Source organism: Shewanella sp. YLB-07 (assembly GCF_009377275.1).
Genome location: NZ_VOQB01000004.1, coordinates 527,648 through 541,500, shown reverse-complemented (window position 1 = coordinate 541,500; position 13,853 = coordinate 527,648). Strand labels below are relative to the sequence as shown.

Genomic DNA, 13,853 nt, shown 5'->3' with positions numbered 1-13,853 from the left:
TAGCACCGCCGTTAGACGCTAGGTCGCTGGCTTTTACTTACTTCCCAAGGCGTTCCGCCTTGGCTAGGGATGCGTATTCTACACTTCCCGTTGTTGGCGTCAAGGGCTTTTAAAAATTTAATTTCTATCGTTTAAAACGAAGAAAAAAACAAGCTTACTTATTGCCCTGACTGGGTTTCAGCTTCGTTTAAGAAAACTGGTTTGCCGTGTCAGTGGATGCGCATTATAGGGGGTTTCGATATGAGCACAAGGGCTTATTTCAAAAAAACAAACAAGCGAGCACTTATCAATCAAAGAGTCCAGAAAACACACATAACACCTATCCGAAGGGACTTTTTACTCTAAACCTTCTAACAGGGAGATTAAGTCTGGCACACTTTTAAGAGTCTGCATGAAACTTTTAGCTTTCATGACATATTTCTATAAATACCTTTTACCGATACTGTCCAATATCCCTCAGTAGTGATATTGGATTCTTTAAATGAGTCAGACTCTATACTTGCTGATTTCAATTTTATTAAAACATCAGATTTTAGTCCTTTGTTTTATCTTCATTAACCTGCTTGATGTTTTGGCTGTCCCTTCCACCTTGAGTGTCTTCTTTTTGTATACCGGCATTGGGCGATACTTTCAGTTTTCGTATGCCATAGATAGTCATCACAGGGCCCGATAGCGCATAGAGGTAAAAAATGAAACAGAGTATTAGTGCGGGCTCTAAAGACACAAAAACAAATATACCTACGAGGGATAAGATGACAAGGAAGTTAACTCGACTGCGCCAGTCGATATCTTTAAACGATAGATATCGAAAATTACTCACCATGAGTAGCCCCAACATGATGGTAATAATAGCCACAACCCAACTAACATTATGACCATCGAGTGCATTTTGGCTTCCCAGCCAAATGCTAGCAGCTATCACAGCAGCCGCTGCTGGGCTAGCCAACCCTTGAAAATAACGTTTATCGGCAACCCCAACTTGTGTGTTAAAACGAGCGAGACGCAGTGCTGCACCGGCACAATAGATAAAGGCCGCGAGCCAGCCTAACTTTCCAAGTTCAGCCAACCCCCAATTATAGGCGATCAAAGCAGGAGCAACGCCGAATGAAACCATATCAGCCATACTGTCGTATTCGGCTCCGAATTGACTCTGGGTATTGGTCATTCTTGCTACGCGACCATCGAGCCCATCAAATAACATGGCGACAAACACAGCTATTGCAGCAGACTCATACAAGCCATTCATAGAAGCGATAACCGCATAGAAACCAGAGAATAGCCCTGCCGTCGTAAACAAGTTTGGTAACAGATAGATACCTTTACGCTTTACCGAATCTTTATCAAAGTTTTGCATATCATTCAAAGATGAGTATCTTGTATGAAAAATATACCATACTTTAACTGTTCTACACTTTCCCTTTATCAGTTACTTACTTAAGTTCATGATATTATTTAAGCAAGTTCATCTCAGTTTTGATTGGAAGCCATTATGTACCCAAGATTTTTAGCTCTCGTGCTACCTTTACTATTTATGGCATCAGTTTCGGCCACCGTCATATATAAGTGGGTAGATAAAAATGGAGTGACTCACTATAGCCAGCAGATCCCAGAGAATGCCAACGATCAGTCAAAATCCACAAAGCTATACAGTGAAGATATTGAGCCAAAAGCCATAGGGACTGTTGCTCCAACGGCTCGTAAGGAAGAAGAAAATGAGTTAAGCCAAGCTCAACAAGATGCAGCAGCTATCAATGAAAACGATAAAGAACAAGCTAAAGAAATCTGTAAGAACGCGAAATACAATCTTGATATTTTGATGACCCACACCAAGCTAAACAGTAAAGATCAACAAACAGGTGAAGTTGTAGCTGTAACAGAGGAGCAGCGTCAGGAAAAGATCAAGGTGCAGAAACAGAGAATCAAGCTATTCTGTAAATAGCTAGTGTATGGGAATCATCACTAAATAGATAAACCCTTAAGTTAGTTCTTAGCTAAAACTAACTTAAGTTCCCCCATAAAATAGTCTCAATCGAGTCTATTTTATGCAAGGGTCGTAAGATTGATGCCTTAAGGTTTTGTGACCGTATACATGGAACGGCTCATCCCATCTTGACAGGCCTGAGTACCTGCATTCCAACCTTCATCAAATGAATCTAAACCATCTAATGTCGTATCTTTAAATGCGGTTAGTGACCCACCATCGGCTTTAACTGTTATTGCACTCTTACAGCCTTGATCATAACCAAAATGATATTGGCTATCATAATCAACATTGCCTACACCAATATATGCTTCTATGCCTTGGGTTGGTTTAGGCTCTGGAGTCGTCGAACTACAACCTAAGACCGATAACGACACCAATCCGATAAGTGCTAATTTTGATTTCATGATTCATACTCCTTGTTAGGCTAGAAGCGGCAAACATATGGAAAACATCATTCCAGGTCAGTTTTGCAGCTCTATATCTAAGTCAATTCCATATTGTTATATCTAAACAACTGACTATATTGGATAAAAGTTAATCTATACTAGTTGAGCCAAAAACAAAAGCACTAGAGAACCAGGCTGACAAGTATACAAACCAGCCAAAGTTCTCATATGATCCATTATTGCAGGAAGATCAACTCACCTCCCGAACACTCAAGTTTAATGGGTTTACCCGGCACTAAGCTACCGCTTAAGATACGTTGGGCCAGTGGATTCTCTACTTCCTGCTGCAATGCCCTTTTCAAAGGCCTTGCTCCATAGGCAGGATCGAACCCAGCCTTAGCAATCAAGGCTAGCGCATCTTTACTAATTATGAGCTCATAATCTTTTTCGGCAAGCCTCTGCTGTAAAGATTTAATTTGAATATGGGCTATATATTCAATGTGCTTCTCATCCAAAGGATGAAAGACCACAGTTTCATCGATTCTATTTAAAAATTCGGGTCTAAAACTATGAACCACAACATTCATGACCTCAGCCTTCATCTCACTATATGACAGGGAGCCACATCTGTCTTGAATGATGTCAGAGCCTAGGTTTGACGTCATGATAATAACTGTATTTCTAAAGTCGACAGTACGGCCTTGACCATCGGTCAACCTGCCATCGTCTAGTACCTGCAACAGAATGTTAAACACATCTGGATGGGCTTTTTCAACTTCGTCTAGGAGGATTACTGAATATGGCTTTCTTCTTATCGCTTCCGTGAGGTAACCGCCCTCTTCATAACCCACATAACCAGGAGGTGCACCGAGTAAACGTGCAACCGAGTGTTTCTCCATAAACTCCGACATATCGATACGCACCATGGCCGCTTCAGTATCGAATAAAAACTTAGCCAGTGACTTACACAGCTCGGTCTTACCTACGCCCGTTGGTCCCAAAAACAGAAATGATCCGATAGGACGCTCAGGATCGGCAAGTCCGGCTCTACTACGTCGTATCGCGTTTGACACCGCATCTACCGCTTCATTCTGGCCAATAACCCTTTCGTGTAACGCCTTTTCCATTTGCAGCAGTTTTTCTTTCTCCCCTTCCAACATCTTAGCAACTGGGATCCCCGTTGCCCTCGATAGCACCTCTGCAATCTCAACATCGGTCACCTTGTGCCTCAATAAGGTCATGTCTTGCATCTCAGCTTGCGCCGCTAGATCCAGTTGCTTTTCTAGCGCCGGAATACGACCATATTGCAACTCAGACATACGGGTCAAATCACTAGCACGTCTTGCTACATCGAGATTCAGCCTCGCCTGCTCTAAATCCGCCTTTATATGTTGAGTACCTGCCAGTGCTGCTTTTTCTGTATGCCATATTTCGTTAAGTTCTGCCGCTTTAGCATCGACATCTTTCAACTCTTTTCGCAGGGAATATAAACGGCGAATACTAGCCTCATCAGTTTCTTTCGCGAGTGCTTGCTCCTCTATCTTAAGTTGGATGCTTCTGCGCTCTAACCTGTCTAGTACTTCTGGTTTAGAGTCGATCTGAATCCTGATGCTCGATGCCGCTTCATCGATAAGATCGATGGCTTTATCGGGTAACTTACGATCTGAGACATATCGATTGGACATGCTTGCCGCGGCGACAATTGCAGGGTCGGTGATCTCAACATGGTGATGTAACTCGTAGCGTTCCTTGAGCCCACGTAAGATGGCTATCGTGTCTTCTACGTTGGGCTCTTCCACCAACACCTTCTGAAAACGTCGCTCTAAAGCGGCATCTTTCTCTATATATTTGCGGTACTCATCTAGAGTCGTTGCCCCGACACAATGAAGATCTCCCCTTGCTAAGGCAGGTTTGAGCATATTGCCCGCATCCATGGCGCCATCACCTTTACCAGCACCGACCATAGTATGTAATTCATCGATAAAGAGGATGACTTGGCCCTCTTCTTGATAGAGTTCATTAAGTACGGCTTTTAAACGTTCTTCGAATTCACCACGATACTTAGCCCCAGCCACTAATGACCCCATATCCAATGAGAGCACGCGCTTATTCTTGATGCCTTCAGGCACTTCGCCGTTAACGATTCTTTGAGCCAGCCCCTCGACAATCGCGGTTTTCCCCACGCCAGGTTCACCTATCAAGACTGGGTTATTTTTACTACGGCGCTGCAATACCTGAATCGTACGACGGATCTCATCATCTCGACCAATCACAGGGTCGAGCTTTCCTTGCTCGGCACGCTCTGTCAGATCGACGGTAAACTTCTTAAGCGCTTGACGTTGATCTTCGGCATTCGGATCGTCGACAGTTTTCCCTGCTCTGATCTGTTTGATGGTCTGCTCCATCAAATCTTTGGTCGCACCAGCCTTCTTCAGGCTCTGGGCAAGCGGGTCATTACCTTCTAATGCCGCCAGAATGAATAGCTCACTGGAGATAAACTTATCTTTACGCTTCTGAGAAAGCTTGTCGCAGAAATTGAGCAGACGTATTAGTGCCTGTGATAGCTGAATATCACCACCTGTTCCCTCAACCCGAGGCAAGCGATCTAACTCTTGGCTTATCATAGAACGCAGTGAACTAACCTGAATACCGGCCTGAGTAAGCAAGGGATGAATTGAACCATTATCTTGATTAAGAAGGGCCATCATCAGATGAATAGGTTCAATAAACTGGTGATCGCGCCCCAATGCCAATGATTGAGCATCGGAAATAGCTGTTTGGAATTTATTGGTCATACGATCGAGTCGCATACAGCCTCCAAAATAATTACTAGTACTAAAATTTACTTGATATAGTTAAAAGATGGGGTTTTTTTTAGTTTTTTCAAGCTTTAAACTGTGAGACTGGCACTCTATCGTTAATTAACTAGCTTAAGTTAGCCAGATGAATGACGCCATGCGCCCTGTGATACCATCTCGGCGATAGGAGAAGTAATCGGCTTCATTTTTATAAGTACAAGCATGACTCAGGTATACCTCACTCACACCTGCCAACTGGAGTCGATATTTTGCCAGTCCCTGAAGATCGGCTAAAAACTTGCTGTCAGACTCAGTGGAATTGAAGAAGGTAGAAGTTTCAGGGTGTAATAACATAAACATCTCCCTCACTTCCTCTCCAACCTCAAATGCCTCCGGGCCAATGGCAGGCCCCAAATAAGCAATAAGATCTGCATGCTGTGAGGCAAACGTCTCCAACGTGGTCTCTATGATCCCATCACACAGCCCACGCCAACCAGCGTGAATAGCAGCAACTTGCTTGCCTTGTCTATCACAAATAAGCACAGGCAAGCAGTCAGCAGTCATAACGACACAGACTTGTTGCCTTTGCCTGGTGTAACTGGCATCGGCGCAGACAAGCCTCTGGTTATCGGCTTCGACAACTTTAGTGCTATGGGCTTGATCCAGCCAAGCTGGGCGGGAAGGTAATAACAAGCGCTCACTAATGAGCGCTCGATTTGCCAGCACATCTTCCAGTGCGTCACCCACGTGTAGTCCTACATTCAGACTCTCATAGGGAGCTTTACTCAAACCCGCATGACGGGTTGAGAAAGCAATATTGACGCCTTCGGGAATATGCCAACTTGTGGTCATCTACAGAGCCCGTCTATTTACAAGATTGAAGACGGGTTGTCTTCCGTATCTTTTCTTAACGCTTTGGTTAAGATTACCATATCCTCAGGAACCGGTGCCTGCCAGCTCATGATTTCACAGGTATATGGATGAGCAAGTTCAAGCCTGATCGCATGTAACGCCTGACGCTTAAAGCCCATATAAACGTCGAAAAACTCAGGGGTCACAGCTTTAGGTGGCCTTGGACGTCCACCGTAAACAGGGTCACCCACTAAGGTATGGCCAAGATGAGCCATATGCACACGGATCTGGTGAGTCCTTCCAGATTCCAGACGCAATCTTAAACGCGTATGGGCTCTAAACTTCTCGGCGACACGAAAGTGAGTCATCGCAGGCTTACCCGAATACACCACAGCCATATGGGTACGTTTAGTCGGATGACGATCGATAGGTTCATCGACTGTGCCACCCGAAATAAGTGATCCCATAACTATGGCTTCATATTCCCGAGTGATCTCGCGGGCCTGCAACGCCGAGACAAGGTGTGTTTGTGCCTCGACCGTCTTAGCTACAACCATAAGCCCAGTGGTATCTTTATCCAGACGATGCACAATGCCGGCACGAGGGACTAGCTCGATACCCGGGCAATGGTGAAGTAGCGCATTCAGAAGCGTGCCATCACTGTTGCCCGCACCAGGGTGAACCACGAGACCAGCCTGCTTGTTAATGACTAAGATATGATCATCTTCATAAACAATATCTAAATCGATTGCTTGGGCTTTAGCCTTTGTTTCTTCAACTAAGGTCGCGCCGACTTCTATTTCCTGGCCTTCGAGCACCTTCTCTCTCGGCTTATTTGAAACATTGCCATCAATAGTTACTGAACCATCTAAGATCCATTCTTTGATGCGTGTACGTGAGTAATCAGGGAACAACTCAGCCAAAGTTTGATCTAATCTTTGTCCAGTTTGTATTGCTGTTATCTCGCTTTTTAGATTAATATCTTGTGTCATAGGAACCGTACCCGCTTTTCGGGGTCCAAAAATGTGAGCGATCTGTTACAATCGAATTGTTTCTATTTTATATCGAAATGGAAAAAATCTTAACTACAACTTTAAAAGAATCGAAATTAAGTATGCATAAATTTGCTAAAGGTGCTGTATTAGCCCTATTTTCAATAGCCATTACGGCTTGTAGTAGTAGCCCGGATGAAGAACTTAAGGCCAGTAAAACATCACCAGATGTACTGTATTCCCAAGCGAGAACCTCTATGGAGCTTGGTAATTACAGTAAAGCGGTTCGTTCTCTTGAAGCATTAGACTCGCGCTATCCATTTGGACCACACAAAACCCAAGTGCAGTTAGATCTCATTTATGCCTATTATAAACTAGATGACCCTGCTTCGGGAATCGCAAATATAGATCGTTTTATTAGGCTCAACCCTACCCATAAAGATATAGATTATGTCTATTATATGCGTGGACTGGTGAATATGCAGTCAGATAGCTACATGTTCCACGATATGCTCAATATAGACAGAACCGATCGAGATCCAAAAGTTGCTCAAGATGCATTTAAAGATTTCGATCGCCTGATCAAATCTTACCCGAACAGTAAATATGCTTACGATGCAACACAACGCATGCAATTTCTTAAAAACAGACTGGCTAAATACTCAATAAATGTTGCCGAGTATTACATGAAAATGAACGCCTGGAGTGCTGCGGCTATCAGAGCCCAATCTGTGATGGAAACCTATCCTGGCACCCCATCTACAGAACACGCCTTAGAGATCATGGCCGATGCTTACGGTGAGCTAGGGCAAGAAAAGCTGAAAGAAAATGTACTGATAGTGATGAAAGCAAATTACCCGGACAATAAAAAATTGACCGGAAAATAACTTCAAAGACTTCAGTAAGATTCAGATACCTAAGTATTAAGGCTCCCACTTACAATGTAAGTCGGGAGTTTTTTGTGTCTGCCACCTTGTATCTAGCACAAAGGAACTTCAAGGAAAAAATAAATCCCCCGTAGTCTAACTCTAGCAAAAAAGCTGTCATGGCCATAATATAGCGCAAAAGATATCCAAACGATCAGTTAAAACCAAGAAAACATCGAAAGTAGTTGACTCAAATCCTCAAAAGCATTCTAATGACGCCCGTTGCCCGAATAGCTCAGTCGGTAGAGCAGAGGATTGAAAATCCTCGTGTCCCTGGTTCGATTCCGGGTTCGGGCACCATATTTCATTTAGGCGCTTATGGTGACTAAAACAAAAAAACCTCGCTTAGCGAGGTTTTTTTGTATCTATAACTTACTGTTTCTAAACTTAGGTTTCAGGAGCAAAAGCTTTCAATGTCCCACCAAACCACTCGGGGCCAGCGATAACCTTAGGCTATCGCTCCTAGCTCTAAATCTTAAACAGGCTCACCGCTTGTTGCAATGATTCGGCCCGCGACTTAACTTCATCTGAAGCACGGGCATTATCATCGGCTGCCGTCGCCGAATCTTGGGCAATATCTCTGATGATCACCACATTTTTATTCACTTCAGAAGCAACCATACTCTGCTCCTCAATTGCGGCTGCAATCTGAGTGCTCATATCCATGATATTAGTGACATCTAAGTTTATCTGTTGCAATAGCGTTCCAGCAGAGGCTGCCTGTTCGGCACTCTCTCCGCCTTGCTTCTGAGTCGCTTCCATCAACTGCACGATTGAACGGGTTCTGGCCTGCAGTGTCTGAATGATACTGGCAATCTCCTCTGTAGACTCCTGAGTCCTCATCGCCAGGCTTCTCACCTCATCGGCCACCACGGCAAAACCACGTCCTTGTTCCCCTGCTCTGGCAGCCTCAATGGCAGCATTAAGTGCCAACAAGTTAGTCTGCTCGGCAATACCTCTGATGACATCGAGCACTGTGCCTATGGTCTCACTGTCTTTCTCCAGATCTGAGACCACCTGAGCCGAACCGTTTAACTGCTCGGCTAAAGATTGAATCTTCTCGATGGTTTGCTCAACGCCCAATTGTCCCTTCTGAGCATTGTCGTGGGTGTTACTGGCTCTATCGGCGGCAAGTTCGGTATTTTTAGCTATCTCATCGATAGTCGCCCCCATCTCTGTGATAGCAGTCGCCACCATATCTGTCTCATTGAGTTGCTGACTGACTCCTTCAGACGCCTTAGCCGCATTCATAGACAGCTCGCCACATGAATGATTCATGATCTGCACAGACTCATTCACTTCTTCAATCAAGCGCTGGAAGCTCTCAACCATACTATTGAAGTGTTTAGCAATCTGACCTAACTCATCTTCCGCCGTAGCATCACAGCGTATCGTCAAATCCTTATTCTTCTCTATGCTCGAAATAGCCTTGGTGATCCTATCTACCGGATCCATGATGCTGCGAATGATAAAGAAGGTAAAACCACATAAGATGATGGCAATCAGGATAAATATTGTGATGCCCAGAGTGAATGCAGACTCTTCGGCATCACGAATAGCCGCTAGTGCCTGCTCTTCTAGGGTATTAGAATCAGCCTCGGCAGTTTCTATAGCATCACGCAGCACTGCCATTTGTCCATCATCCTCGGTTAAGCCCAGAGATTGCTCTTTACCGACTAAGGTCGCGAAGTCTTTTTGATAACTGGACATGAGAGAGGAGATCTGATTTTTAGCACTCGCATCTAATACAGAGGATGATAAAATCTGTTGAAACTTATTAATATTACCGTCAAATTTTTCGATATAACTCATTTTACGACGTAGCATAAAATCTTTCTCATTACGTCTAAGCTGTAACATCACCACCATCAAGTTAGGTTGATCATATCTTTTTACTAAGGTTTCGACATCCCGGACTGCCTGGCGTAAAGCGCCATATAAGCCAGTTTTAGGTGTTAGACCAATCTCCTGCTGCAGCTGTACTACAGTTTCGAAAGATTGCTTATAGTGCTGAATACTTTTATCGAAACTATCCAAGGCATTGGTAGGAATATCATACATGACGAATTGCTGCCTAAGAGTATTCATCACAGCGTTCATATCACTCGAGCTCGCCCTATGCTTCTCTAAATACCCGATATCTAAGCGAGCAAAAAAATCCTTTTCATCCTTCCTCAAGCTGAGTACCTCATTTTCTAACTCGATGACACTTTGAGCAGCAACAGAGAGATCGGCCTGAACTGAACTGGAATAACGCTGTAAACCAAACATAGCCACCAATGAAAGGATTGAAACGGCAGCACTTAGTAACAATTTATGACGAATGAGCATATTGGGGTCCCCTAAAACAAGCACTCTTTTAAAAATAGTCGCAAATTTATATAAAAGGTAAATAAAAATCAGTCTGTAACAAAACCGTCACAATAGATTTCACTACTATCATTCACATTTAAAGATATATCAACTAATTTTTATGGATAAAGTCTAAACAAACCATTGACATGGAACACTCGACAATAGGAAAAAATAAGTAAAAATTAAAACAGACTCTTTATCTTGGCTCAAACCAGATATACAATATCCCAAAATAAAAAGGAGCTAGTATGCAGGTAATCGACGCTGACACTGTTAATCAAACATTAAACTTTCCAACACTTATTTCAGAGCTTAGAGAGACCTTCTCCAAACCTGCTGGTATGCCACAACGGCAGGTATTTAACCTGGATGAGGGCTCATCCCACAGCGATGCATTCGCAGTGCTCCCCTCATGGAACGAGAAGACCATAGCAGTTAAGGCTTTCACCTACTTTCCTGATAACCCAGCTAAGAGTAGTGAACTAGAAAGCCTGTATTCCAAGATCATGATATTCGATCGTAAGACCGGGGTTCCCCAAGCTCTAGTTGACGGAACCAGTGTTACCTACTGGCGCACAGCTGCCATTTCGGCTTTAGGCACGGACTTCTTAGCAAGAAAAGATGCCAGTAAACTGCTGGTTTTTGGGACTGGACGTCTCGCCTCATTTATGGCCCTCGCCCATGCCAGTGTCCGCCCTATCAGTGAAGTATCTATCTGGGGCAGAGATCCAAACAAGGCACAAAGCATAGTCGAAGCGGTCAGTTTGGCCAGACCCGATATTAAGGTAACTGTCAGTGATGATGTCGAAAAGTCTGTAAAAGCGGCCGATATCATCAGCTGTGCAACAGGCTCACCCACGCCACTATTTAACGGTGACTGGGTGCAAGCTGGCACTCATACCGATTTCGTGGGTAATCATAATCATGATAAGCGCGAGTGCGACACAGAGCTCATCTTAAAGTCATCGGTATATGTAGATTCAAAAATTAATGTTTTTGCGGAAGCCGGTGAACTGATTATCCCTGTCACAGAAGGTGTTTATAGTATGGATTCTGTCGTGGGAGAGCTCGCACAACTCTGTAATAATCAGGTGTCAGGTAGAAAAAACGAGCAAGAAATTACATTATTTAAAACCGTTGGCACAGCACTGGCCGATCTCGTCGGTGCTCAACTGGTCTATTCCCAGTTACAGTCGAATAACTAGCTTATACAGCAAGTATCATGTCATTAATGGAGGGAAGGCTCTCTTCCCTTTTCACTTATTTTTTATCTTTCTCAAGTCTCATTGGGCTTATATTCATCTTGCTCAATTACGATTTATCTCAAGTTGAACCAAGTGCGTCCGTCTTCACTAAGACCGCTAAGTGTTATACCTTTGTATAATTTTTAATGCCAATTCAAACCTTTTTCTGACTTGCCTATGTCTAACTAGGTATCAATAAACTTTCATCATTGTATAGCACAGGGAATATTCAGTGAGTGTACAGATACAATTAATCGAAGAGAGAGAGCCCTCAGAGGTTGAGCTGATCGAAAGAGCCAAGCAAGGTGATAAGTCGGCATTCAAACAAATTTATCTATTACATCATAAACGTGTCTATGGGCTCTGCTTTAGACTATCGGGTCAAATTGAGCTCGCAGAAGAAGCAACCCAAGATACTTTTGTGCGTCTATGGCAGAAGCTGCCCCAATTCAAGGGAAACAGTCAATTTGGCACTTGGCTACATAGGCTGACTGTAAACCAGGCATTGACTAGCATCAAGAAGCATAAGAGCTTTTGGGCCAGATTCTTGCCCTTATCGGATGAAACAGAACTGGGCCAAGAGGCCCTGGAATATGAATTATTAGATAAACTACTGCTCAAGCTGCCTGAACGAGCCAGAATCGTATTTGTGTTATTCGAAGCCGAAGGTTACAAGCATGACGAGATTGCAAACCTATTAGGGATAGCCACCGGAACCAGTAAGGCCCAGCTTCATCGAGCCAAAAAACTTCTGCAGGAGATGTTGTGATGAAGCACAATGAAAACAAACTCGCTAGTATGGTTTCTAACCTGCCACGAGAGCTTTCTCCACCAGAGGGCCTTTGGGACAAGATTGAAGGCCGACTGAATGCCCCCCTGATGGAAACCGAACAGAAACGGCTGCACAAACAGTGGCCACGCTTAGCCATCGCAAGTGTCATGATACTCGCCGTATTAATAGGGACACGACTTTCAACGCCCACACTATCGGCACCAGAAGCAAACGTCACTCTGCTAAACACCTTAGCCCAGATTCAACTCGAACATGAAAAACAGTTCGCTCAGCTCGAGCAAATAAATCGACTGGTCAACTGGCAAAACAGCCCATATAGCTCACCAGTAGAAGCCGGGATCGAACAGTTAAGGCAGGCGGCGAAGCAGATTTATCAGACCCTGAGACAAAACCCAAGGGAAAAACAGCTTTGGCAGCTGTGGCTTTGGACACAACACAGACAAATTGAACTACTAAAGCAGGGGCAAAAGCTCCCTGTTTCACTAAATTCACCAGGAGAGAGCATATGACCAAGGCAAGATTCACTCACTACTTACTCATTCCCTTATTGCTTATGAGTAACTTAGCGCTGGCCGCACAGAGTATCGACAAGCAGATTAAAGTAACCGATGACCTCAGGCTCAATGTCAAAGTGTTGCGAGGCAAAGTCAAAATCAAAAGTTGGGATAAGCAAGAGATCAGTGTTCAAGGCACCTTAGATGAGCTCAGCGAAGGATTCATTTTAGAACAGCAAGGTAATTCCGTCACATTGGAAGATAAGATGCCACGACAATTTAGTGGTAAAAATAACAATGGCTCATCATTAATTATCACAGTGCCAAAAAACCTAAGCTTATACGCCGAGGGAATTTCATCTAGCTATTACTTATCCAACCTAGTGGGCGACATCAGCATTAACACAGTCAGTGGTGATATCAAGGCCATCAAGCTCACCGATGAGGTGCTGATCCACACCATTTCTGGCGATATCGTCACCAATGGATTGAAGGGAAACATCAAACTAGATACCGTATCTGGCACCATAAAAGATCAAAATAGTGGTGGTGAGATCAGTTATAAATCTGTCAGTGGAAAACTTAACGCCAACTCTCGGGCAACTAAAGTGTCAATCGAGCAAGTGTCAGGTGACGGTAAGATCATGCTACAGAAAGTTGACAAGCTTCAGGTTCGCAGTGTGAGTGGTGATATTGTCTTGTCTTTATCGGCACTCGAATCTGTCGCTAACTTAGAGAGTGTCAGCGGAGACATAAAACTCGAGTTGCCTCAGGTCATCAATGCCAGATTTAGCCTCAATGGTGGTCCCGGTGGCAAAATCCATAATCGTTATAGTGATGACAAACCGGCCAAAGAAAAGTATTCACCCACTTCATATCTCAAATTCCAAACGGGTAATCCAACATCGGATATCAAGATCAATACCATAAGCGGAGACATAGAACTGACCAAAAGAATGTAGTCAATTAATTCCCTTAAAGCAGCTAAGTAAAAGGCCTTCATCGAAGGCCTTTTACTATCAGTAACAC

The 13,853-nt window shown here is 43.8% G+C and carries 12 protein-coding genes and 1 tRNA gene; 7 read left to right on the top strand and 6 right to left on the bottom strand.

The window, feature by feature from the left end; translation table 11 throughout:
* Positions 1 to 532: 532 nt before the first annotated feature.
* Positions 533 to 1,354 carry a CDP-diacylglycerol--serine O-phosphatidyltransferase gene (gene pssA / locus FS373_RS11930; protein ID WP_144045279.1) on the bottom strand — a complete coding sequence of 274 codons (822 nt, stop codon included), beginning with the start codon at positions 1,352 to 1,354 and terminating at the stop codon, positions 533 to 535.
* 135 nt (positions 1,355 to 1,489) lie between these two features.
* Here pssA and FS373_RS11925 point away from each other — a divergent pair, with 135 nt between their 5' ends.
* The gene (locus tag FS373_RS11925; protein WP_144045278.1) at positions 1,490 to 1,939 is read left to right on the top strand and encodes a DUF4124 domain-containing protein; all 450 of its coding nucleotides are present in this window, start codon (positions 1,490 to 1,492) and stop codon (positions 1,937 to 1,939) included.
* 128 nt (positions 1,940 to 2,067) lie between these two features.
* On the opposite strand, the gene FS373_RS11920 is transcribed toward FS373_RS11925, so the two are convergent.
* The 4 genes from FS373_RS11920 to rluD all read right to left on the bottom strand — a co-directional run bounded on the left by FS373_RS11920 (position 2,068) and on the right by rluD (position 7,012).
* Positions 2,068 to 2,388, bottom strand: coding sequence for a hypothetical protein (locus FS373_RS11920; RefSeq protein ID WP_144045277.1), 321 nt, complete (start codon positions 2,386 to 2,388; stop codon positions 2,068 to 2,070).
* Positions 2,389 to 2,606: 218 nt separating this feature from the next.
* Positions 2,607 to 5,180, bottom strand: a complete 2,574-nt coding sequence (gene clpB / locus FS373_RS11915; RefSeq protein ID WP_144045276.1) for an ATP-dependent chaperone ClpB — start codon at positions 5,178 to 5,180, stop codon at positions 2,607 to 2,609.
* A 120-nt stretch (positions 5,181 to 5,300) separates the two neighbouring features.
* Positions 5,301 to 6,020 (bottom strand): peptidoglycan editing factor PgeF, encoded by a 720-nt coding sequence (gene pgeF / locus FS373_RS11910; protein ID WP_144045275.1) that lies wholly within the window; start codon positions 6,018 to 6,020, stop codon positions 5,301 to 5,303.
* A gap of 17 nt (positions 6,021 to 6,037) precedes the next feature.
* Positions 6,038 to 7,012 carry a 23S rRNA pseudouridine(1911/1915/1917) synthase RluD gene (rluD, locus tag FS373_RS11905; protein ID WP_144045274.1) on the bottom strand — a complete coding sequence of 325 codons (975 nt, stop codon included), beginning with the start codon at positions 7,010 to 7,012 and terminating at the stop codon, positions 6,038 to 6,040.
* Between the two features lie 122 nt (positions 7,013 to 7,134).
* Between rluD and FS373_RS11900 the strand changes: the two genes are divergently transcribed.
* Both FS373_RS11900 and FS373_RS11895 read left to right on the top strand, forming a co-directional pair.
* Entirely contained in the window at positions 7,135 to 7,899 is a 765-nt protein-coding gene (locus tag FS373_RS11900; RefSeq protein WP_144045273.1) for an outer membrane protein assembly factor BamD, read from the top strand.
* A gap of 263 nt (positions 7,900 to 8,162) precedes the next feature.
* Positions 8,163 to 8,238 (top strand) — tRNA-Phe (locus FS373_RS11895).
* Positions 8,239 to 8,406: 168 nt separating this feature from the next.
* On the opposite strand, the gene FS373_RS11890 is transcribed toward FS373_RS11895, so the two are convergent.
* On the bottom strand, positions 8,407 to 10,269 hold the full coding sequence (locus FS373_RS11890; RefSeq protein ID WP_144045272.1) for a methyl-accepting chemotaxis protein: 1,863 nt from the start codon (positions 10,267 to 10,269) through the stop codon (positions 8,407 to 8,409).
* A gap of 272 nt (positions 10,270 to 10,541) precedes the next feature.
* Between FS373_RS11890 and FS373_RS11885 the strand changes: the two genes are divergently transcribed.
* The 4 genes from FS373_RS11885 to FS373_RS11870 all read left to right on the top strand — a co-directional run bounded on the left by FS373_RS11885 (position 10,542) and on the right by FS373_RS11870 (position 13,786).
* Positions 10,542 to 11,498: an ornithine cyclodeaminase family protein gene (locus tag FS373_RS11885; protein WP_152829497.1), complete on the top strand. Its 957-nt coding sequence runs from the start codon at positions 10,542 to 10,544 to the stop codon at positions 11,496 to 11,498.
* A 271-nt stretch (positions 11,499 to 11,769) separates the two neighbouring features.
* On the top strand, positions 11,770 to 12,306 hold the full coding sequence (locus FS373_RS11880; RefSeq protein WP_144045270.1) for an RNA polymerase sigma factor: 537 nt from the start codon (positions 11,770 to 11,772) through the stop codon (positions 12,304 to 12,306).
* Complete coding sequence (locus FS373_RS11875) at positions 12,306 to 12,839, top strand: hypothetical protein (RefSeq protein ID WP_152829496.1); 534 nt, start codon at positions 12,306 to 12,308, stop codon at positions 12,837 to 12,839. The genes FS373_RS11880 and FS373_RS11875 overlap by 1 nt, the downstream gene beginning before the upstream one ends.
* Positions 12,836 to 13,786, top strand: a complete 951-nt coding sequence (locus FS373_RS11870) for a DUF4097 family beta strand repeat-containing protein (protein WP_152829495.1) — start codon at positions 12,836 to 12,838, stop codon at positions 13,784 to 13,786. The genes FS373_RS11875 and FS373_RS11870 overlap by 4 nt, the downstream gene beginning before the upstream one ends.
* Positions 13,787 to 13,853: the final 67 nt, after the last annotated feature.